Below are 20711 nucleotides of genomic sequence, written 5' to 3'. Positions count from 1 at the left end.
GGATTCCTCCTATCAATCATTCATTTCGATGGCAACAGCATGGGCAATACAAGGTATGGACTCTTTTTGTTGAAAACTTAGGGGCGATAATAGTGCTCCTGTGGCCACTAATAAAATGCGTTTAAACTTTCCCTGCTTCATCTGATTTAGCAAATGCCCATATAATACTGTGGCCGAGCAGCCAGCTCCACTCGCACCGGCTTGCACAGGTTGATCTTCTTTATAAATTAATATCCCACAATCTTTAAATTGTCCCTGCTCCAATTTAATTCCGTTCTTTTTCAACAATTCTGCTGTGGTAACATGGCCAATCCTGCCTAAATCACCTGTAACAATTAAATCATAATAAGACGGTTCCAGCTCCATGTCACGGAAATGGGCCTGGATGGTATCCGCAGCAGCCGGAGCCATTGCCCCGCCCATATTAAATGGATCTGACAATCCCATATCGACTACTTTTCCAATCGTTGCTGAGGTAACCACCGGATTTTTCTGCCCCATCTGATGCTCCTGAACCAGCGCTACTCCGGCACCCGTCACTGTCCATTGTGCGGTGGGAGGCTTTTGTCCGCCATACTCGGTTGGGTAACGAAACTGTTTTTCGGTCGCCGCATTATGGCTGGAAGCCCCAGTAAGAACATTTTTCGCCCCTTGGTTGTTCACCACAAACGAAGCTAATGCCAGCCCCTCCATGGAGGTGGAGCAGGCACCGAATAAACCGAAATAGGGAATCCCAGCAGTTCTTGCTGCAAAGCTTGAAGGGGTAATCTGATTGATTAGGTCCCCGGCAAACAAGAAATCTATCTGCTCCTTTTTCATATTCGCTTTTTTTAAAGCAATGTCGATAGCATTCTCCAACAACACGCGTTGCGCTTTCTCATATGAATCCTGTTCGAGCCATAAATCCTCGTACAATCGATCAAAATCTTGTGCCAGATTTCCATTTGCCTCAAACGGCCCACCCGTTACTCCGGTGGAAGTAATCATTGGCCGATTGGCGAACACCCAAGACTGCTGTCCCTTTAGCAATTATAATACCCCCCAAATACCAAGCAGTGTTTTAATGAGTGCAACCACAAAAGCGGCAAACACACCGAAAAGGAGCACAGAACCCGCAAGCTTAAACATATTGCCTCCGACACCAAGGACAAATCCCTCTGTCCGATGTTCAATGGCTGCTGAAATAACCGCATTTCCAAATCCCGTAACAGGAACTGCGCTGCCAGCGCCGGCAAATTGTCCAAGCCGGTCATACACCCCAAAGCCGGTCAAGAGCATGGACAAAAAAACCATCGTGGCAACTGTTGGGTTACCGACACTTTGTTCCGTAAAATTAAAGAAATAAATATAAAAGTAACTAATTGCCTGCCCCACCGTACAGATTAGCCCACCAATAAAAAAAGCCTTGATACAATTTTTCAATACGGGCCGTTTTTTCTCGTGCTTTTGCTGCAATTGTTGATATTGCTGCTGTTCAGAAGTCATGTTTTTTTTGTTGGCCATCATCTATCTCCCTTTCTACTTCATGTCTTCCGTCATTTTTACAATTTCATTAAATCGTTTTTCCGCCTTTTGATCGGATAATCCTTGCTGCATCCTTTCATTCAGCCTTACAACTTCTAGAAAAATTTTATAATCACTGGAAACAGTGAACTTTTCTTTCGAATACTCAGCTTCGAGTTTCTTTGTTATGTTTTGTTCAATTTTTCTCATGTTAAACCGTTGCATATGTTTTACTTTATAAGCAACAAGCGTCCCTTGTTTACCTTTAACCACTGCCACATCGTAAATTTCAGGGAACGAACTGACCTCATGTTTTATTTTCTCTACCTGGTCATTGCTCTTTTTTCCGTCCGTCACTATGGGCTTTGGGTCAGTAGTTTTCATCAATGCGAGCTGGCTGTCCTTCATTTGTTGTTTTTCGGAACAGGCGGTAAGACCGGTTAAAAGGAATAGGGCCGCCATTAATCGAATCCAGTACATGTCATTTCCACCCTCTATGTAGTTTCATGTTTAACTAAATGTAGTTTTTTCTGATTTGATTTAAATTATGAGTAGCTAAAAAAGCGTATAAAAAAACTGCCGGCTTCTCCCCAGCAGTTTAAAAAATTACTTATTGCGCTTTTTACCGCAGCCACAACCTTTTTTTCTGGTTGGCGTGGCTGTCTGTTTAGTCTGTGCGGCCGTCAATTTTTTCCGATTTTTCATCACCAGCTTCTCCCCCTCCCATATTAATTGAATGTTCTACTATTCAAAATATGAGAAAAAGGCCAGTCTTGTCAGGGTAAATCCCTAATTTTCAAGAATTCTCTGGACAATGGTTTCAATAATGGCCGCTAGTCCCGCTACTGCCAAACCAAGAATGAATGGATTAGACCAGCTTGAAAATTGAAATTGTAAGAAGATAAGGGCCCCGGTTGCCCATATGCCAGTACACCAATAACAGCTTAGCAGTTCACCCAGAAACCGTCTGAATCCGGATTTTTTGGGAATGTAGTATATTTCCCGCTCGCCATTTTCATTCTCCTCTTCTATTTCTTCAAAAAATGGCGCCCGAATAAATTCGGTAATCTTATCATAAACCAACAGTCTTGTCAGCCGGAAACTTGCCAGCGATAAAATGAACAGATTCAATAAGGTTATTTCCATAACGAAATTGTCCCTCACTTTTTGCCTATTGTATTGGACCCGCCTAATTTTATTAAAAAAGGCAATTGTCCGTAACCCATAAGGGCTCCCGGAAATATGTTAGTAATGTAAGATACATTACGGGTTAAGGAGGAAAAATAAATGGGTTGTGGAAAACATCGTGACGACCATCACGGCAATTGTGTTTGTGAAGTAGTGCGTGCGATTAAAGATATCCAAGATAATGCTGTTGAAGAAGAATGCCAGCCTTGTACCAGCTGCTTTAACGAGCCGCTCGGTTCTCTTGTTTCACCAGCAAGAACGTCACCCGATACGCGTGTATTCGTATTAAAGACTGCTGACGGTTCACCATTTCACGCATTCTTTCATGAGGAAGGCATCAGTTCCTGCGTATCCATCTATTTCAGGGTAGAAGATGTATTCGATAACTGCTGTGCGACTCTCCGCGTTTTAATACCTGGAACGACAGATTCTGCCGGTCACTTTATGCCAATCAACTTGCTGGGCGGCGAAAAGTGCTGCATTAACCTTTCAAAAGTATGTGAGGTTACTGACTTTGAAGCAACGGATGATTGCGTGACAGTTGACTTAAGCTGTTTCTGTGCGATTCAGTGCATCGCCGATGTAAACTTAGGAATTTGTGATTAAAAAACAAGCCAGTCGGTAATCGGCTGGCCTTTTTTATATTATGTTTTTCACTTTCTCACCAAAAAGTGGCGAACGCTAAGATAATCACTTTTCGAGAAGTTTACCTTCTGATTCCAATCATTGTAATGTTTTTTAATTCCTTCACCGGAATATTGATTGGATCCGTTTGATTTGGTACTTGTATGGAAACTTGATTATTCTCGTTTCCAACAAGAATTCCCAAATATTTAGAAGTTTCGGTGTAAAAGATACATTGGACTGGCGGAATAACTTTCGGAAAATCCAACAAATATTCAATTCGCTCTGTTAAATCCATCTCTTTAAACGGTTTAACCCTGCTTATAGTGGATCGTCTTTTTTGCGGATCTTGTGGTGTCAGCACCTGTTGCGGCACTTCTTGTTGTGACAATTCCATTGGTACCGGACTCTCAACTTTCTCAGGTTCACTCACCGTCTCAAGCATAACCGTTTCTTTAACTTCCGTGGTCTCTATCGTGATTTCTTCTGCTGCTTCTTCTGCTGCTTCTTCTGCTGCTTCTTCTGCTGCTTCTTCCGATACTTGTTCCGATACTTCCTCAGGTTGCATATTATGCCTGCTTGTAAACACCTCTTGCATCTGATGGTTTTGAGGAATCCTGATAAAAGGCTGTTCAATAAATAACCGCGGTCCCTGAAGCTTTTTGTCAGACAAACACGGCACCTCCTTTACCTCACCTTACATTCTATTTGTATGCAAGACGCCCATTTGCGTTAACTTTAATTTTTTACATAAAAAACAATCATGATTTAACACTCCCAACCCAGGCATGAAAATAGTTCTTCTCTGACCATAATGATAGTGACACAAACAGTATGTTATACGTGGCTCTTTTTGGTGGCTCGACCCTGTACAAAAAACTGTTTGAGTGAGCTTGGTGTTCAACCCTTTGTTAGCTCCCTTCGTTGGAGGGATGACTACGTACAGAAAAATGCTTATGTTCAATCTCACTCACTGTTTGTGATCCTATTTAAGAAGGGGATTTTTATGGAGGTATTTATTGAAAGGTGTGCTGGTTTGGACGTTCATTCGGAAATGATTGTGGCTTGTGTCATGACTGGAAATCAAAATGAAGAATTATTCAAGGAGATTGAGACATTTCCTACTTTAACAAAGGATTTATATCGTCTCTTAAAATGGCTTGAAAACCATGAGGTTTCCCATATTGCAATGGAGAGTACCGGAGTATATTGGAAGCCTGTATTCAATATTTTAGAAGGCTTTTTTGATATAACACTGGCTAACGCACAACGTATCAAGAATGTTCCAGGTAGGAAAACAGATGTATCGGATGCAGAATGGATTGCTAAATTATTACGACATGGTTTAATCGAAAAGAGTTTTGTTCCACCAGTCGATCTTCGAGAGCTTCGTGATTTAACTAGACTTAGAAAGAAATGGATTGGTCACTTAACTTCTGAAAAGAATCGAATTCAAAAGGTATTGGAGTGTTCGAATGTAAAATTAAGCACGGTCATTTCTGATGTGTTTGGCGTTTCAGGAAGAAAACTTCTTGAACGACTTATAGAACAAGGATATGTGGACGCCTCCGATGTAGAAGAAAGAATTCACGGCAGAATGGCGATGAAAAAGCAGAGGATTACGGATTCTTTGTTTGGCACACTAAATGATCATCAGCGTTTTCTAATCCGTCAATCCTGGTCGCATATTGAATACTTAGAAAAGCTTATTAAAGAAATTGAAGATCGAGTCGATATCATATTACAAAACTACCAAGACGAACTCCAGTTACTTACAACGATACCCGGCATTAAAAAAGATACTGCAGCGATCATTATTGCCGAAATTGGTGTAGATATGAGTCAGTTTCCAACACCGCACCACCTAGCTTCTTGGGCTGGTGTTTCACCAGGAAACAAACGAAAGTGCAGGGAAACGGTATAGTACAAAGACTGTAAAGGGAAATCCTCATATTAAATCGGCAATGTGCGAAGCTGCATGGGCTGTTTCAAGGTGTAGGAATCGCTGGTTAGCAACGAAATACTGGTCAATAGCTGCAAGAAGAGGAAAGAAAAAAGCACTCGTAGCTTTATCGCATCGAATGCTTCGAATTATTTACTCCATGCTTATCAACAAGGAGCCATTTAGAGAAATGCAAATTAATTAGTATAACCAAAACCAAATAGATATATACAAAGTTACCCTCCTACAGTTAGCTCTGCTTTCTTATTGGCTTTTTAGGTTATTTACAGGGTTTCCAACCTCGATCAATAGTATACGGGAGCCCCGGAGGATATTTATTTTCACAGAAAAGAGACTAGCACATTGTGCCAGCCTCTCCCACCATTAAAGGATATGATAGCCGGAATCGACATGAATATTCTCCCCGGTAATACCCCGGGATAAATCACTAAAAAGAAATACAGCGGTATCCCCAACCTCTTCAGGGGTAGTCGTTCTTCTCAATGGGGCTGTTTCCTCGATTTCTCTTAAAATGGAGTTGAATTCGCCTATCGCTTTTGCCGAAAGAGTTCGAATTGGCCCGGCAGAAATGGAGTTTACGCGTATGTTATCCTTTCCAAGGTCTGCTGCCAAATAGCGGACACTTGCATCAAGAGATGCTTTGGCAACGCCCATGACATTATAGTTGGGAATGGTCCGCTCGCCCCCAAGGTAGGTTAACGTAACAATACTGCCGCCTTCGGTCATGAGACCACGGGCTTCTTTCGCAACTGCTGTTAATGAATAGGAACTGATATTTTGCGCCAAGAGAAAACCATCCCGAGTTACATTCAGATACTCGCCTTTTAGGTCTTCTGTTCTCGCAAACGCAATACAATGGGCAATGCCATGAATGGTCCCGACAGCTTCTTTGATTTCAGCAAAGCATTGGGCTATCGCTTCATCACTTGTCACATCGCAAGGAAGCACCATCGTTCCTTCTGCTCCTAACGAATCAGCCAATTCACGGACACTGCTTTCAATCCGCTCCCCGGCAAAAGTAAAAATTAACCGCGCGCCGTAATTATGAAGCGAGCGGGCAATTCCCCAAGCAATACTGCGTTTATTGGCAACACCCATTACTACAAATGTTTTTCCAGCTAATGAAAAGGTCATATTATGGTTCCTCCTGATATCATAACAAGATATTAGTACTTGGTACTAAGTTTACACTAATTCTAAAAAAATGAAAAGCCGCTGTTAATAAAAATGGTGATCGGGTAAATTTTTAAACTCCAACTCCTGGATGAGTTCATCCACATACTCCTTGCCTCCTGTTACGATCAATCGGTCATTCATTTGCAACTCTGTTTCCCCATGGGGCACAATTGAGTCTTTGCCGCGAAATATCCTGACAAAGATAACATCCCCGGTAAAAGGAAATTTTCGAAGTGAAATGCCATCATATTGCTTATTTTTCATTACAATTTCATAAAGCCCCGTCTCTTGGTTGGTTAAAATGTTGATTACAGCAGGCGACTCAATGAGAGCCCTGAGTAGTACTCTTGTTGACATGAAAGAAGAAAACACTTCAATATCTTTTTGACGAAGGTTTTGTTCCAGCCCCTGGCTCTCAATCCTGGCAATTACCCTTGAAACTCCTCTTTCTTTTGCAACTGTAGCAAGAGAGGCATTGAGGTCATCATTCCCAGTGGAGATCACCACAATTTCCGATTGGAGTGCCTTGGTCTGTTCAATCGTTTCGATGGAGTAATCGGCAATTTCTTCAATTTCGAAAAGAGAATCGGAAATCGGAGCCTCCCCTTTTTCTATTTTCGGGTGGTAGATCACAGGCTGATAATGCCCTGTCTTAAGTTCCCTTGACACAGGAAGTGAGATTTGGTTAGCCCCTAAGAATGATATGGGTATTTTTTTGTTTACTGCCATCTCCCGAGGAAACCATTTTTTAAAGACAATAGGCGTGAATATGGATGTGATGACCGCAACTAATATAAAGGTTCCTTTCATTTGTTCGGAAATAACCCCTATGCGTTCACCAATGGTGGCGGCAGCGATTACCAAAGAAAGAGTGGACGTTAATAAAAATCCGGAAGCGGCTACCGTCCTCGTATCATACCAAATTTTTAATAAATAAACGGGAACTAGCTTAGACAACAATAATCCAAGTAATAACAAGGGGATTAATAACAGCATTTTCGGATCTCTTAACAGTGACCAAATATCCAGTTCTACTCCAACCATGACAAAAAAAATGGGGATTAAAAAACCGTAACCGAATGAATCGAGCTTGTGAACAAGCTCCTGATTGGGGGATAATAATGAGACAAGCACCCCCGCTATAAAGGCACCTAGAATATTTTCCGCACCAACAGTTTCAGACAGCCCGACCAGAACGATAATAAGGGTGAAAACTGCTCTGGTGCCAATTTGAACAGTCCCTGTTGACAATGTTTCCATAATGGACTTATTTTTAAACCGTTTGCCGATGAAATAAAGCACCAATCCGGCTGCTAATAATATCAGTAACAGCCAAGTGCTCCCATGTCCCTCTTCATATAAGGAAACAAAAACAGCAAGCAAAATCATGGTCACCAAGTCGGCTATCACCGCTGTAAGCAAGATGATCTGGCCAATACCGGTTTTCATCAGATGGGCCTCTTTCAAGGTCGGCACGACGACACCTAATGAAATGGTGGAAATGATTAAGGTCATTAAAAATGCATTGTCGATAAATCCTGCTATCACAAATAAATAAGATAATAATAACGATATCATAAATATTCCGGCGAATACTGCACCCGAAGCCATAAAAGAATTCGGTTCTTTCTTTCCACTCGGTAATGTTTCACGCTGTTTCCCGTTTGAAAAGGCAGTAAAGTCGATTTCGAGACCACTTAAAAACATCAAAAAGATAAATCCAAGGGTAGAAAGAGTAGAGAGCCATGTATCTTCATGGACGAGATCGAACCCGCTTTTTCCTAATATCAAGCCGACTATAATTTCAGCGACCACCATCGGGATAACATGCAATTTTAACCGATGAAGAATGATGGGGGTAATAAACGCCATTGTGACAACGATGACTAAAGAAGTGACAGATACACCATGTTCCAAATTACATTCCTCCTTCACATCAATTATTCTAAAAAGGGGTATTTTTTATGAAAATAGATATTATTGGCGATATCCATGGTTGTTTTCATGAGGTGACAGAGCTCACACAAAAGCTGGGCTACCGCTGGGAAGATAAAGTTCCCGTCCATCCTGACAATCGTGTTCTAGGATTTGTAGGTGATTTAACGGACCGTGGCCCTGAGTCATTAAAAGTCATTGAACTCGTCTGGAATTTGGCCATAAAAAGAAACCAGGCCTATTATACCCCGGGAAACCATTGCAACAAGTTATACCGGTACTTTCTGGGCAATAAAGTTCAAGTCAGTCATGGTCTTGAAACAACGGTTGCAGAATATGAAACATTATATAGTGAGGACAAGCAATCAATTCGTACAAAATATATGGAGTTATATGAAAATGCTCCTCTTTATCATGTTTTAGACGACCAAAAATTAATTATTGCACATGCAGGAATTCGTCAGGATTATATTGGCAGGATGGATGCTAAAGTAAAAACTTTTGTTCTGTATGGTGATATTACCGGTGAAAAACATTCTGACGGTTCCCCAGTGAGAAGGGATTGGGCGTTGCACTATCATGGCGGGCCTTGTATTGTTTACGGACATACTCCCGTTAACGAACCAAGAATCATTAATAACACCTATAACATTGATACAGGAGCGGTATTTGGAGGGAGGCTAACCGCCTTGAGATATCCAGAAATGGAAATCGTCTCTGTCCCTTCTACTATGCCATATGTAGAAGAGAAATTTAAGCATTTTGATTAGAAAAGCGTAAGCCCCTGATCAGCGCACGACAGGCCTCCTCGAAAAAGCTAACGCTTTTTCTTCGTGCAATGTAATTACTGTCGAAGCCTTCCTTGTGGAGCTGGACAATTCTCAAAGTTAGAATTTAGGATTTCTTTACAGACCAAAAGCGTCAGCCCCCTGGTAAGCGTATGGCCTCTGAGAATAATGAAGAGGCTGAACCAATCAATACGGTTCAGCCTCTAAAACTGCTCTCATATCTTCAGGAAGTGCTGCAGTAAACATCATTTCCTGTTGGGTAATCGGGTGGACAAACATGATCTTTTTACAATGCAACGCCTGTCTGTTCATTAAGAAGGTATCGCCTCCATAAAGATCATCCCCTAGGAGCGGGTGGCCCAGATAGGACATGTGCACCCGAATTTGATGGGTGCGGCCCGTTTCCAGGTTCAGTTCTATTTGGGTAAAATGTTGATGTCGATTGATCACCCGATAGTGGGTACGGGCAAATTGACCGTCTGGGCGTACTTCGCGCTCAATAATGCTTTGCTCCCTCCTGCCAATCGGAGCCGAAATCGTACCGCTATCATCGGGAATACACCCTTCCGCGAATGCTTCATAGGTCCTGTTCACCAAATGGTTCCGCTGCATCATACTAAACAAATGATGAATATGGCGGTGCTTGGCGATTAACACAATCCCCGAAGTATCCCGGTCAAGCCTGGTCACAATATGGGAAGTAGCTGGCAAACCGATTTTTCTATAATAGCCAATCAGGGCATTCGCAAGACTTCCGGCTGGGTGCTCACGGGATGGAATGGTATTCATTCTGGCAGGTTTATGAACGACCAGCAGGTAGTTATCTTCAAATAAAATGCTTAACGGGATATCCTCGCCGGAGATCCCGGCACTTGGCTCCTCTTGCGGGAAAATCAGTGTCAGCATATCCCTTTCCCGAAGCTGATAACGAACCGTGACCACATCCCCATTGACCAGAATATGGCCGCCTTTAAATTTAATATCCGTCAGGGCCGTGCGGGAAATATCTTTCATTTTTAAAAAATCACGAATGATGAGCCCCGCATCTTTTTCATCTATCAGCCATTGAAATTGAAAACGTGATGACATCTATTCATCCCTCCGCTTTAGTCCGAAATGAACGAATCATGTACCCTTTTCCAAAATGGAAATGGGCGAAAGCGGGCAAAACGGATTTTTTCTTCAGAGACCCTGTACTGAATCGACTTGACATCTTTATGCAGCATGGTCAAGTGATCTACTGTTACTTGAAAGTCAGTTCGATTCACCGGCTTTAACATGGCAGTATGGTGCGCCGGCAATATTAATGGGGAACCAACCGTTCTGAACACCCTATTATTAATGGAGGCCATTTCAGCAATTTGAATGGCCGAAATGGAAGGATGGATAATTGCTCCGCCAAGTGCTTTATTATAAGCAGTACTCCCGGAAGGTGTAGAAACACATAAGCCGTCACCTCGGAATCGTTCAAAATGCTGCCCGCGGATTTCCACATCCATCACCAGAGTCCCTTCGACACTCTTAACGGTCGATTCATTTAATGCCAGATAAGCAGATTCCTTACCGGCATGGGAATAACGGATAATCACCTCGCACAAGGGATATTCCACAACCTGAAAAGGAGTTTTCGCAATGGCTATGACCAGCTTTTCGATTTCATCAGGGGTCCAATCCGCATAAAAACCAAGATGGCCTGTATGAATACCAACAAAAGCGGTTTTACTTAATCGGCTGCTATACCGATGAAAAGCATAAAGCAGCGTTCCATCGCCGCCGATGGAAATCACGATATCCGGCTGGTCCTCATCATATTTTAAATCAAAATCAAGTAGATAGGTTCTCATCTTATGCATGAGAATATTAGAATTTTGATCACCTTTTGAGGTAATGGCAAATTTCATAATGGTTGCTCCTTGTACTAATATGCTTAACATGAATTGGCTTAATTATTTTCTTCTTGTGCCGCTTCTTTCTTTCTAGTGAAAAAGGCTTGGGCTTCCTTGATCTCGCCACGGATCAGCGACATTTCTTCATCAAGGTGAAACGCTGCTTCCGCCGCCCGTTGCAGCCGAAGTTTAATGTCTTCAGGAAATGCTCCCTTGTACTTGTAATTAAGGGAGTGCTCAATGGTTGCCCAGAAATTCATCGCCAATGTCCTGATTTGAATTTCCGCAAGGATTTTCTTTTCCCCATGAATGGTTTGTACCGGGTAGCTGATAACAACGTGATAGGACCTGTATCCGCTTGTTTTCTCATGGGAGATATAGTCCCTTTCTTCCACGATTTCGAAATCATTCCGGTTTCTTAACAGCTCGACAACCCGATAAATATCTTCCACGAATTGACACATAATTCGCAATCCGGCAATGTCCTGCATCTCAGTTTCTAATTTATCCAAAGGGATTCCCTTTTGATTCGCTTTATCCAGGATACTTGCAATCGGCTTCACTCTGCCTGTCACAAATTCTACTGGTGTATGGGTAGAGTCGAGTTCAAATTGTACCCTCATCCCTTTTAATTTGACCTTCAACTCATTTATAGCCTGCTTATAGGGCGCTAAAAACTTGTCCCAGTGTTTCATACCTAACACCTCTGTGCACCGATTTATGCTGAAAATACCGCTTCTACTTTAGAAACAAAGTCGTTTCCATAGTTGCTATTGTCCTTTATATTTGAAATCAAATATTCCATTTCATCATGAAAACATTCTAATTCGATTTTATCTTCCTCGAATTCAATAAACACAGGAAGCTTTTGTTCCAATGCCTCTTTCAAAAATGGCCAGATTGATTCCTGCAAAACAATATATGTATAATCTATTTGTTCCTCCATTAAGTAGATGAACGAAAATCGGTCCGAATCGACAAGGATTTGTCCCCCAGGAATTAACCCAGATACCGGTTCAGCTGCCTGCAGAAAAAGTTTATCATTTAGGGTGACAGCACTTATAATAGAAATACTCTTCTTCATTTATTATTTACCTCCATAACATACGTATTTATTTTAGCATATTTCAAGTAATTCTCCCAAAAATAGCAGCCCCTCGTTATAAGGAGAAAATGAAAGGATGGTAGAATTGTCTCAAAACATAGAAATTGAATTTAAAAACATGCTCACCAAACAGGAATATGGAGATTTATTTAAAAAATTCAGCTTGAATAAAAACGATATATTCTCTCAAGAAAACTATTACTTTGATACCCATGATTTTGCATTAAAAAAGAAAGGCTGTGCCCTAAGGATCAGAAACAAACAAAATACTTATGAAATGACTTTGAAACAACCTGCTGATGTCGGGCTCTTGGAAACGAATCAATTGTTGACCGTCGAAGAAGCAAAACTAGCGATCGATAACCAAAAGCTTCCCAAAGGCACCATCACAAAGTTACTTGAAGATAACGGCATATCCTATTCACAGATTCAGTATTTTGGCTCATTGGTTACCAATCGGGCTGAGACCATTTTCGAACAAGGATTGCTTGTATTAGACCATAGTATATATTTAAATCATGAAGATTACGAATTAGAATATGAAGTCCATGATTTCCAACGAGGCCAGAAGGACTTTTTGGCACTGTTACAAAGCTGTGGCATTCCGGAACGAAAAACAGCGAATAAAATTCAACGCTTTTATAATCAAAAGCTTCGGATTACTAACAAATAAATAAGAGCAGGAATCCTATATTTGCTTCTATTTCCGAAAAAACATCTATAAAATGCATACATTAATATCATAAACAAAAAGATAAAGTTATTATTACGATGCAATTCATTTGAGTTAAAAATAAGCCATTGATAAAATAAAGAAAACACCTGATAATCTAGTCCATTAGTAGCATGGAATTCTAATCGAATTGAAACGTCTGGAATATATCAGTGGCTTTTGTCTAGCCATTAAATGAAGTTAGAGGAGTTGTCAACATGATTGAGAACAAGCTTACACCATTTGAGGCCATTGGGGAACCAACCCTGCACCGGCTTGTGGATACATTTTATGGCCTAGTTGCACAACATCCTGATCTTGCTCCTATATTTCCAAAAGATTTGTCGGAAACAGCCCGTAAACAAAAACAATTCTTAACTCAATATTTAGGGGGGCCTTCCCTTTATACAAATGAGCACGGACATCCAATGATGCGTGCCCGTCATCTTCCGTTTCCGGTTACACCCAAACGGGCTAAAGCTTGGCTTTCCTGCATGAAACAAGCAATGGACACCGTGGGCCTGAACGGACCGATAAGGGATGAATTTTTTTCCCGGCTCTATTTAACTGCCCAGCATATGATTAATACACCCGACAGTGATGATCAATCCGGTGATCAATCGTGAATCATTCATACCCGCAAAGCCAGAAACACTCTTGTCATGGCAGTGACATAAAGCCGATTGAAATTTATATGTTTATCGACCCGCTAAGTCCGGAATGCTGGGCCCTCGAACCGGTATTAAAGAAATTGCGGATTGAATACGGCCGTTACTTTTCCCTTAAGCATGTGTTAAGCGGAAGAATAGCTAATTTAAATCAAACCAAAAAAAAGACTTTTGAGTGCATCACCGAAATTTGGGAGAAATCCGTAAGCAAATCGGGTATATCCTGTGACAGGAATTTATCGTTTGAAAATTCAGTGAATGGTCCCTATTACGTTTCCATTGCCTTAAAGGCCGCAGAGCTGCAAGGAAGAAGAGCAGGTTTTCGCTACATGCGTTGCTTACAAGAAGTCTTATTGGTAGAGAAACAAAATATTACGGATGTTCAAACATTAAAGGATTGCGCACAAAGGGCGGGACTCGATGTTGAAGAATTTATTAACGACATGCATTCGGAAAGTGCGGCAAAGGCATTTCAATGCGATTTAAAAATAACAGCTGAAATGGATGTATACGAAATTCCTACCCTAGTATTTTTCAATGAAAATGTAGAGGATGAAGGGATAAAAATTACCGGGACCTATCCATATGAGGTGTATGAGCAAATACTTGAAGAAATGCTGGCAGACAGGCCGGTGAAATCCTCACCTCCACCCTTGGAGACATTTATAAAAATATATAAATTTGTTACTTCAAATGAAATTGCTTTAATTTATAACATGCCAATTTCTCAGATTGAACGGGAAATGAAAAAATTGATTCTTAAGCAAATGGTGGAACAAATACCCGCGAGGTATGGCACATACTGGAGGTATATTGCTGAATAGGCCAAGGTCAAGTGTTAATTTGACACTGGTCTATTTTTTTATTGGCTTTGTTGAATACGGCTGTGATTTCCGCACCAGTCGCTCAACAAACCCGTGGGCGTGCGGGGGGCTTCCCCTGCCCCGAACTTTCGCAGAGTCGAGTGACCTTCACTTTAATGAACAGAGTTTCTAAAATTAAAAATATCGTTTAACATAGCCTTTTTATTATTATTCCAGAAAACGGAAAATGCCTTGCAGGAGATCTGCAAGGCATTTTTCTATTAATACGAACAAAGGGGATGGGAGAAATTTTTCACGGTCAAACAAAGGGGTATATGTTTGTTGTGATCAACTTCACGTATTTAATATACCATGGTTTCAGGTGAGTGACAATAAGTATGTGCCTTTTTTCACATATTTGTCAAATTATCATAGTTTCACAAGATGGACAATAGACTTTATAAACAGGATCATTTTCAGAAAGGTTGGTTATGATGGGACGATTGCAATTATTGATTATGCTACTGTTTTTCATTGCTGCTTTTTTTCTGCAGATACTGGCATTACTAAAGGTTTTTCCTTGGTTAGTCAGTTTTCCTCTGTTATTTATAGCGATTTTTATCCTCATTTTTACGTTCAATGATCGCAGGAAATTTAAAGGTTTCTAAAAAGGGATAGCACCGTTTCGGTACCATCCCTTTTGTTTTTATGATAATAACTGTTCCAATTCTCCCAGTTTTTCCTCGAATACTTTACAAGCATTTTCAATCGGTTCGGCACTTGTCATGTCAACGCCGGCTTTTTTCAGTACCTCAATTGGATAATCAGAGCTTCCGGCACTTAAATATTCAATATACCGCTTCACGGCAGGCTCCCCTTCTTCGAGGATTTGCTTACTTAAGGCCGTAGCGGCACTGAAACCTGTAGCGTATTGATATACATAGTAGTTGTAATAGAAATGCGGAATTCTCGCCCATTCCAATCCAATTTCCTCATCAATCACGATGTCTTCTTCACCAAAATATTTTTTGTTTAATTCATAATACATACTTGTTAACGAGTCGGCCGTTAACGCTTCATTATTTTGGGCCTTCTGATGGATCAGGTGCTCAAATTCAGCAAACATCGTCTGGCGGAACACGGTTCCCCTAAAGCCTTCCAAATAATGATTTAACAAATAAATGCGCTTTTGCTCATCGCCAATAGTTTTGAGTAAATAATCATTTAACAATGCCTCATTGCATGTGGACGCAACCTCTGCAACGAAGATGGAATAATTTCCGTATGGGTACGGCTGGTTTTTGCGGGTATAGTAGCTGTGAACCGAGTGTCCGAACTCATGAGCCAGGGTAAATAAATTGTTCACATTATCCTGCCAGTTCAACAAGATATACGGATGGGTACCATAGGCCCCCGAAGAATAGGCCCCGCTGCGTTTCCCTTTATTTTCATGGACATCCACCCAACGATTCTCGAACCCTTCTTTTAAGATGTTCAAGTACTCTTCTCCCATTGGGGCAAGTCCCTTTAGAACCAAATCCTTTGCTTCTTCATATTTAATTTCCATCTCGACATCTTTTACGAGCGGTGTATATAAATCGTACATATGAAGCTCATCAAGCCCCAAAACCTTTTTCCGGAGTTTTATATACCGATGCAGTAAGGGCAGATTGTCATTCACTGTCTTTACAAGGTTATCATAAACAGTTTCCGGTATGTTATTGGCTGAAAGTGCCGCATGTCTGGCGGAATTGTATTTCCGAACCCTGGCAAAGAAATTATCCTTTTTGACATTCCCGCTTAAGGTGCTGGCAAATGTATTTTTAAAATTCCCATACGTTTTGTAAACAGCTTTAAAGGCATCACATCTCACCCGCTGGTCCTTGCTCTCCAAGAACCGAATATAGCGGCCATGGGTGATTTCCACCTGCTCCCCTTTTTCATCTTGAATTGATGGGAATTCGATATCCGCATTGTTCAGCATCCCAAACGTATTGCTTGAAGCATCCATTACTTCCCCGGCTTCAGCTAAAAGGGCTTCCTGCTCCGCGGACAGCACATGGGGTTTTTGTAGATTAATCTCTTCAAGGGCGTGTTCATAAAGCTTTAATTCGGGCTTTCTGTTTAAAAATCCGGTTACTTTACTTTCTTCAATCGACAAGATTTCCGGTACGATAAACGCGAGCTGGCTTGCTGCCTGGGTATAAAGGTTTTGGATTCGGCTGTCCAGCCCTTGATAGAAGGAGTTAGTTGTATCCTGGTCATATCTCATATGGGCATATGTATAAAGCTTACCCAGTCTCTCAAGCAGCTGATCCTGGAATTGCAGGGCACTAAAAAGCATCTCTGCACTTTCAACCAACTTCCCCTCATATTTTTTAATTTCAGGAATTAACTTGGTAACCTCTTGGAATTCTTTTTCCCACTCCTGATCGCTCGCGAAAATGTCTTCTAATTTCCATGTTTCTTCAACTTGGATTTCACTCCGTGCAGGAAGTGTTTTTACGGCAGCTTCATTCGCCATTTGTCATCCTCCATTCGAATTACAAACAAATTTCATTACATTATCATATTATTCTTTATATGCATCCATTTTCCTCTATTATGCTTACCATCCCCCATATATTATGCCCCAACTTACGGTTTCATTGATTGTTTTTCATGATGCGGTCACATTTCTCAGTAAAAGCAAGTTTTCTTGCTTCACTTTGGCGGTTGGTCGACGGGATAAGCAGCGGCTGTCTCAAATAAAAGTCATTTGAAAGTTTATTAAGAACAAGTATTTCCATATCTACTAATATATGGAGGTATTCTAGCAGTGGTTTAATGGGGGGATTTTCTGGCTGGTCGAGTTGAGGGAGATGCCTAAGGATCACTTCTCTTCGGTTAATCCGCTGATTCAGATGTGCATTGATCTCGTGAGGGGTAACTCTTTCTCCAGGCTGCTTATTTTTTAAAACGTCCAGAAAGAAATATGTTTGCCAGATGAGCGGAGGGGTTTGTATAAGGAGGGCATGTGGCACAGGAAGTCCAATTTCGGGAGGCAACAAGAAAAGATTAAGACCTTGCCGGTACAACTCCGAGAGAAAAGGGCTGCTGCAAGCATCCGCATGAACCGACCAGGTCAATTTGGTCCGTTCAAGAGTTTTAAGCCATTGGGAAATTCCGGGATGACAATAGATTATTGGTCTAGGTTCCAACAAACCATTCAGCTGCAATTTTTCCAATGTATAAAAAGAATGGCTGGCAAATGCATTTTTTATGGAATAAGGTGTGATCGAGGATACAAAATGAAACAGCTGGTTTTCTGGGCAATAGGCGGGAATATAGAGGTTTCCAGAGGATGAACTTCTTAAAAATAAAAAGTTAAAGCTGGATAGTGTTATGAAATGGCCGTTGTCTTGTTTTAAGCGGTCACTCGATAAAATCCAAAGCGGCACGTAATCATGATCCAAATAACTGGTTGTCCGTTTGATGAAATCTTTTTCCGCAATAGTGGAACACTGGTATTCCAAGGCATACTTTCTGCCATTATATTGAAACATAATATCGGGGCGCTGTTGAATTTCCCGGTCATAATATTCTAACATGCAGGGAATCCTTTGCCTGAAAAGCCATTGATACAATTGACGTTTTCCTTCCATATGGCGGACAGTTTCCCCTTCAAGCGTCAAAGAACAGGCCGTTCCTTTTTTATGGGCAAAATGAAAGATTCGCTGTTCTCCTAGTTTTAGTGTTACTTCTTCCCCGCATATCGGGCAAAGGAACTCCTCCTTGTCCCGAAGCTCCAAAAGCTTTTCCTTTTTGTACTCCAAGCCAAGACTAAGCGATTTTCCAGACTTTGTTTTTGCTGTTAACAATGATTATCTCCTCCCTTTCCAACTATAAAATTCTCTACCCAAAGACAAAATCCTTTCTAAAAAAATAAAAACCCGTCATGGATGACGAGTTTTACTAAACTGTGTTTTAAAGCAGCGGTGATAACAACCTTGCGGTAGATTCAAGTAACCTATAGCCAAAATGACGCTCTTGAAAAGTTTTGAGATCAAGCTGAATTGAATATTCAAGGTCATTTACATATTCAGCGACCAGTTTTTCGGTGCTTTTCGTCCGAAATAAAAATGCATTGACTTCGAAATTTAAGTGGAAGCTTCTCATGTCCATATTTGATGTCCCAATCGAAGCAAGTTCACCGTCAACAATAACAATTTTACTGTGCATAAATCCTCGTTCATATTGGTACACCTTTACACCTGCTTCCAAAAGTTCAGGAAAATAAGATCTGGAAGCGTGGAAAACAATCCGTTTATCAGGGCGGTTTGGCACTAGCAATCTTACATCAACACCGCTTAACGCGGCAATTTTTATCGCTGAAAAAATATCTTCATCCGGAATAAAGTAAGGTGAAGCAATCCAAACGGACTTCTTCGCTGAACTGATCATTGAGAAGAAGATATTTTTTATGACGCTCCATTCATTATCTGGCCCTCCAGCAATTAGCTGAACACCACCATGGGTTTCCTGCCTTATTTGAGGGGATAGATATTCTGCCGTTAAAAAGCTGTGATTGGTCATATAATACCAATCTTGAAGAAAGATAAGCTGCAAGGTACGAACAGCTTCCCCTTTCAACATTAAGTGCGTATCCCTCCAAAATCCAAATTCCGGATTTCTGCCAAGATACTCGTCGCCAATATTGAGTCCGCCAACAAAGCCAATGTTCCCATCAATCACGATAATTTTACGATGATTACGGAAATTAAATTTGTTATTTAAAAAAGGAAGTCTTACTGGACCAAATAATACTGTTTCTACTCCCGCATTTTTTAATTCACTAATATATGCTTTGGAAAGCTGCCAAGACCCCACAGCATCATACATAAACCGAACTTTAACACCTTGGCGCGCTTTTTCCATTAACACATTTTTTATTTCCTGACCGATTTGGTCATGGCGGACAATGTAATATTCCATGTGAATGTGGTGTCTTGCTCTTTTCAACTCCGTCATGATATGGCTAAAGGTTTCATCCCCATTGGTTAAAATCTTTGTTTCCGTATCAAAAGAAATTGGGCTATTCCCCAGTTTTTGGGCCAAGATAAATAATTTCCCCTGGTGTTCCCCCATTAACTGCTGCTTTTCTTCACTTCTTGGGTCATCATCTCCCTCAACCGTTAAAAATGCCTGCTTATCAAGAAAGTACTTTTTGCGGAACATTCTCTCTTTGCGATAGCTTCTTCCGAATAGGAGATAGAAAATAAAGCCAACCAGCGGAAAACTTCCAAGCACCACAAGCCAGGTAATGGTTTGAGTGGGATGACGGTTTTCCAAAAAGATGACAAAGCCAATAAAAATAACGGAAAGCGAAATGAGCACACTCAAAAAACCAAGCACACCACTTTCCAGCCGGTCTTTAAACAAAAATAAGAGGATTGTTAACACCATTAAGTAAAGTAAAACCCTTACAGTGTTTTTCAGTGTCCATCACCTACCAACAAGGATTCACATGAAAAGAATATAACCGAAAGTAAAAAACCGATTTCAACAGAAATCGGTACGTTAGTCAATTAAAATGTTTTCGTAATTCTGCAAAAACATTTTCAGCGATTATTTCTTTGCCGTATTCTTGAATTCGATGTATGGTCAACTGTGTTTCGTACCCGTATTCAAGCAGAATACTCAAAATATCATCTATCTCATCTTCACCAAACAAATCTTCAGGGAATTCTGTATATAAATAATATTTACCTTCAAAGAAATATAATTTTGTTAATAAATCATCTAAACCTGACCGTTTCGATAGCATGATAACATCTTCAAAATCTTTAAATGCTAGGATGAATTCTAAAGTATCTTCTTCAAGCATTATTTCGTCATCGTCAGAGTAATTCGGATGAAAATGCTGATCCAAAAGCTCCTCAATTTTTTCATCCATAGGCAGGTCTTTTAGTTTTTCATTAGGGACAGGAAGTTCAAATTTCTGGCCGTCCTTTGATATTTGTGCTTTGGTCACAAGAATCTCGAGTCCTTTATCAAGGGCTTGAACCTGAATCCATAATGGACCTTCCACAGCAAACTCTTCCTCTTCATGGACCTCATCCATCATTTCCCAAAAAAGTTCTTCACTTCTTTCGCGATTGTACCAAATTTCCTCGCGGTCAAAGCCTCTTTCTTCTATATCAACATAGGAAATATAAAACTTAACAGTATTTTCATTGATACGTTCGATTTCCATCTTCACCTCTCCCTTCCATTGTCCATATTGAAGGGACTAAATACCCCCAAGCAGATAACGCCTATAGCATTTACTCTTATAAAAAAGTTTATTCCCAATAACACCTTTTTTATGAATAAATACTC

Annotated in this window: 20 protein-coding genes and 1 pseudogene; 6 read left to right on the top strand and 15 right to left on the bottom strand. The window is 40.8% G+C overall.

Annotation, left to right across the window (positions count from 1 at the left end; all coding sequences use genetic code 11):
- Nucleotides 1-12: 12 nt before the first annotated feature.
- The 4 genes from spoVAD to ACY8D0_RS02985 form a co-directional block, all read right to left on the bottom strand.
- Nucleotides 13-1029 carry a stage V sporulation protein AD gene (gene spoVAD / locus ACY8D0_RS03000; RefSeq protein ID WP_462409006.1) on the bottom strand — a complete coding sequence of 339 codons (1017 nt, stop codon included), beginning with the start codon at nucleotides 1027-1029 and terminating at the stop codon, nucleotides 13-15.
- The gene (gene spoVAC / locus ACY8D0_RS02995; protein WP_462409005.1) at nucleotides 1030-1503 is read right to left on the bottom strand and encodes a stage V sporulation protein AC; all 474 of its coding nucleotides are present in this window, start codon (nucleotides 1501-1503) and stop codon (nucleotides 1030-1032) included.
- A gap of 15 nt (nucleotides 1504-1518) precedes the next feature.
- On the bottom strand, nucleotides 1519-1983 hold the full coding sequence (locus ACY8D0_RS02990; protein WP_462409004.1) for a YhcN/YlaJ family sporulation lipoprotein: 465 nt from the start codon (nucleotides 1981-1983) through the stop codon (nucleotides 1519-1521).
- Nucleotides 1984-2292: 309 nt separating this feature from the next.
- Nucleotides 2293-2649, bottom strand: a complete 357-nt coding sequence (locus ACY8D0_RS02985; RefSeq protein ID WP_462409003.1) for a DUF1360 domain-containing protein — start codon at nucleotides 2647-2649, stop codon at nucleotides 2293-2295.
- Nucleotides 2650-2790: 141 nt separating this feature from the next.
- Here ACY8D0_RS02985 and ACY8D0_RS02980 point away from each other — a divergent pair, with 141 nt between their 5' ends.
- A complete protein-coding gene (locus tag ACY8D0_RS02980) occupies nucleotides 2791-3297 on the top strand; it encodes a CotY/CotZ family spore coat protein (protein ID WP_462409002.1) in 507 nt (168 codons plus the stop codon).
- A gap of 100 nt (nucleotides 3298-3397) precedes the next feature.
- Here ACY8D0_RS02980 and ACY8D0_RS02975 read toward each other — a convergent pair whose 3' ends face one another.
- On the bottom strand, nucleotides 3398-3988 hold the full coding sequence (locus tag ACY8D0_RS02975; RefSeq protein WP_462409001.1) for a CotO family spore coat protein: 591 nt from the start codon (nucleotides 3986-3988) through the stop codon (nucleotides 3398-3400).
- A gap of 333 nt (nucleotides 3989-4321) precedes the next feature.
- Here ACY8D0_RS02975 and ACY8D0_RS02970 point away from each other — a divergent pair.
- Nucleotides 4322-5462: pseudogene (locus ACY8D0_RS02970) on the top strand (IS110 family RNA-guided transposase).
- Between the two features lie 179 nt (nucleotides 5463-5641).
- On the opposite strand, the gene fabI reads toward ACY8D0_RS02970, so the two are convergent.
- Both fabI and ACY8D0_RS02960 read right to left on the bottom strand, forming a co-directional pair.
- Nucleotides 5642-6412 carry an enoyl-ACP reductase FabI gene (fabI, locus tag ACY8D0_RS02965; protein WP_462409000.1) on the bottom strand — a complete coding sequence of 257 codons (771 nt, stop codon included), beginning with the start codon at nucleotides 6410-6412 and terminating at the stop codon, nucleotides 5642-5644.
- Nucleotides 6413-6496: 84 nt separating this feature from the next.
- Complete coding sequence (locus ACY8D0_RS02960; protein ID WP_462408999.1) at nucleotides 6497-8371, bottom strand: cation:proton antiporter domain-containing protein; 1875 nt, start codon at nucleotides 8369-8371, stop codon at nucleotides 6497-6499.
- Between the two features lie 47 nt (nucleotides 8372-8418).
- On the opposite strand from ACY8D0_RS02960, the gene prpE reads away from it, so the two are divergent.
- Nucleotides 8419-9159: a bis(5'-nucleosyl)-tetraphosphatase PrpE gene (gene prpE, locus ACY8D0_RS02955; RefSeq protein ID WP_462408998.1), complete on the top strand. Its 741-nt coding sequence runs from the start codon at nucleotides 8419-8421 to the stop codon at nucleotides 9157-9159.
- A 204-nt stretch (nucleotides 9160-9363) separates the two neighbouring features.
- Here prpE and ACY8D0_RS02950 read toward each other — a convergent pair whose 3' ends face one another.
- From ACY8D0_RS02950 to ACY8D0_RS02935, 4 genes are read right to left on the bottom strand one after another with little or no spacing between them, the layout of a single operon-like run.
- Entirely contained in the window at nucleotides 9364-10266 is a 903-nt protein-coding gene (locus tag ACY8D0_RS02950) for an RluA family pseudouridine synthase (protein ID WP_462408997.1), read from the bottom strand.
- A gap of 17 nt (nucleotides 10267-10283) precedes the next feature.
- Entirely contained in the window at nucleotides 10284-11078 is a 795-nt protein-coding gene (locus ACY8D0_RS02945) for an NAD kinase (protein WP_462408996.1), read from the bottom strand.
- Nucleotides 11079-11119: 41 nt separating this feature from the next.
- A complete protein-coding gene (locus ACY8D0_RS02940) occupies nucleotides 11120-11758 on the bottom strand; it encodes a GTP diphosphokinase (RefSeq protein WP_462408995.1) in 639 nt (212 codons plus the stop codon).
- A gap of 23 nt (nucleotides 11759-11781) precedes the next feature.
- Nucleotides 11782-12147: a UPF0738 family protein gene (locus ACY8D0_RS02935; protein WP_462408994.1), complete on the bottom strand. Its 366-nt coding sequence runs from the start codon at nucleotides 12145-12147 to the stop codon at nucleotides 11782-11784.
- A gap of 106 nt (nucleotides 12148-12253) precedes the next feature.
- Between ACY8D0_RS02935 and ACY8D0_RS02930 the strand changes: the two genes are divergently transcribed.
- From ACY8D0_RS02930 to ACY8D0_RS02920, 3 genes are all read left to right on the top strand, one after another.
- Nucleotides 12254-12841: a CYTH domain-containing protein gene (locus ACY8D0_RS02930; RefSeq protein ID WP_462409932.1), complete on the top strand. Its 588-nt coding sequence runs from the start codon at nucleotides 12254-12256 to the stop codon at nucleotides 12839-12841.
- Nucleotides 12842-13098: 257 nt separating this feature from the next.
- Nucleotides 13099-13506 (top strand): globin domain-containing protein, encoded by a 408-nt coding sequence (locus ACY8D0_RS02925; RefSeq protein WP_462408993.1) that lies wholly within the window; start codon nucleotides 13099-13101, stop codon nucleotides 13504-13506.
- Nucleotides 13503-14372: a ClpXP adapter SpxH family protein gene (locus ACY8D0_RS02920; protein ID WP_462408992.1), complete on the top strand. Its 870-nt coding sequence runs from the start codon at nucleotides 13503-13505 to the stop codon at nucleotides 14370-14372. The genes ACY8D0_RS02925 and ACY8D0_RS02920 overlap by 4 nt, the downstream gene beginning before the upstream one ends.
- A gap of 685 nt (nucleotides 14373-15057) precedes the next feature.
- Here ACY8D0_RS02920 and pepF read toward each other — a convergent pair.
- The 4 genes from pepF to mecA form a co-directional block, all read right to left on the bottom strand.
- Entirely contained in the window at nucleotides 15058-16875 is a 1818-nt protein-coding gene (gene pepF / locus ACY8D0_RS02915; protein WP_462408991.1) for an oligoendopeptidase F, read from the bottom strand.
- A gap of 121 nt (nucleotides 16876-16996) precedes the next feature.
- On the bottom strand, nucleotides 16997-18211 hold the full coding sequence (locus tag ACY8D0_RS02910) for a competence protein CoiA (protein ID WP_462408990.1): 1215 nt from the start codon (nucleotides 18209-18211) through the stop codon (nucleotides 16997-16999).
- A 106-nt stretch (nucleotides 18212-18317) separates the two neighbouring features.
- Entirely contained in the window at nucleotides 18318-19829 is a 1512-nt protein-coding gene (cls, locus tag ACY8D0_RS02905; RefSeq protein WP_462409931.1) for a cardiolipin synthase, read from the bottom strand.
- 85 nt (nucleotides 19830-19914) lie between these two features.
- Nucleotides 19915-20586, bottom strand: a complete 672-nt coding sequence (mecA, locus tag ACY8D0_RS02900; RefSeq protein WP_462408989.1) for an adaptor protein MecA — start codon at nucleotides 20584-20586, stop codon at nucleotides 19915-19917.
- Between the last annotated feature and the right edge of the window lie 125 nt (nucleotides 20587-20711).

This window comes from Neobacillus camarae (assembly GCF_054950115.1).
The sequence above is the reverse complement of the archived record's forward strand: the minus strand, read 5'-3'. Positions and strand labels throughout refer to the sequence as shown.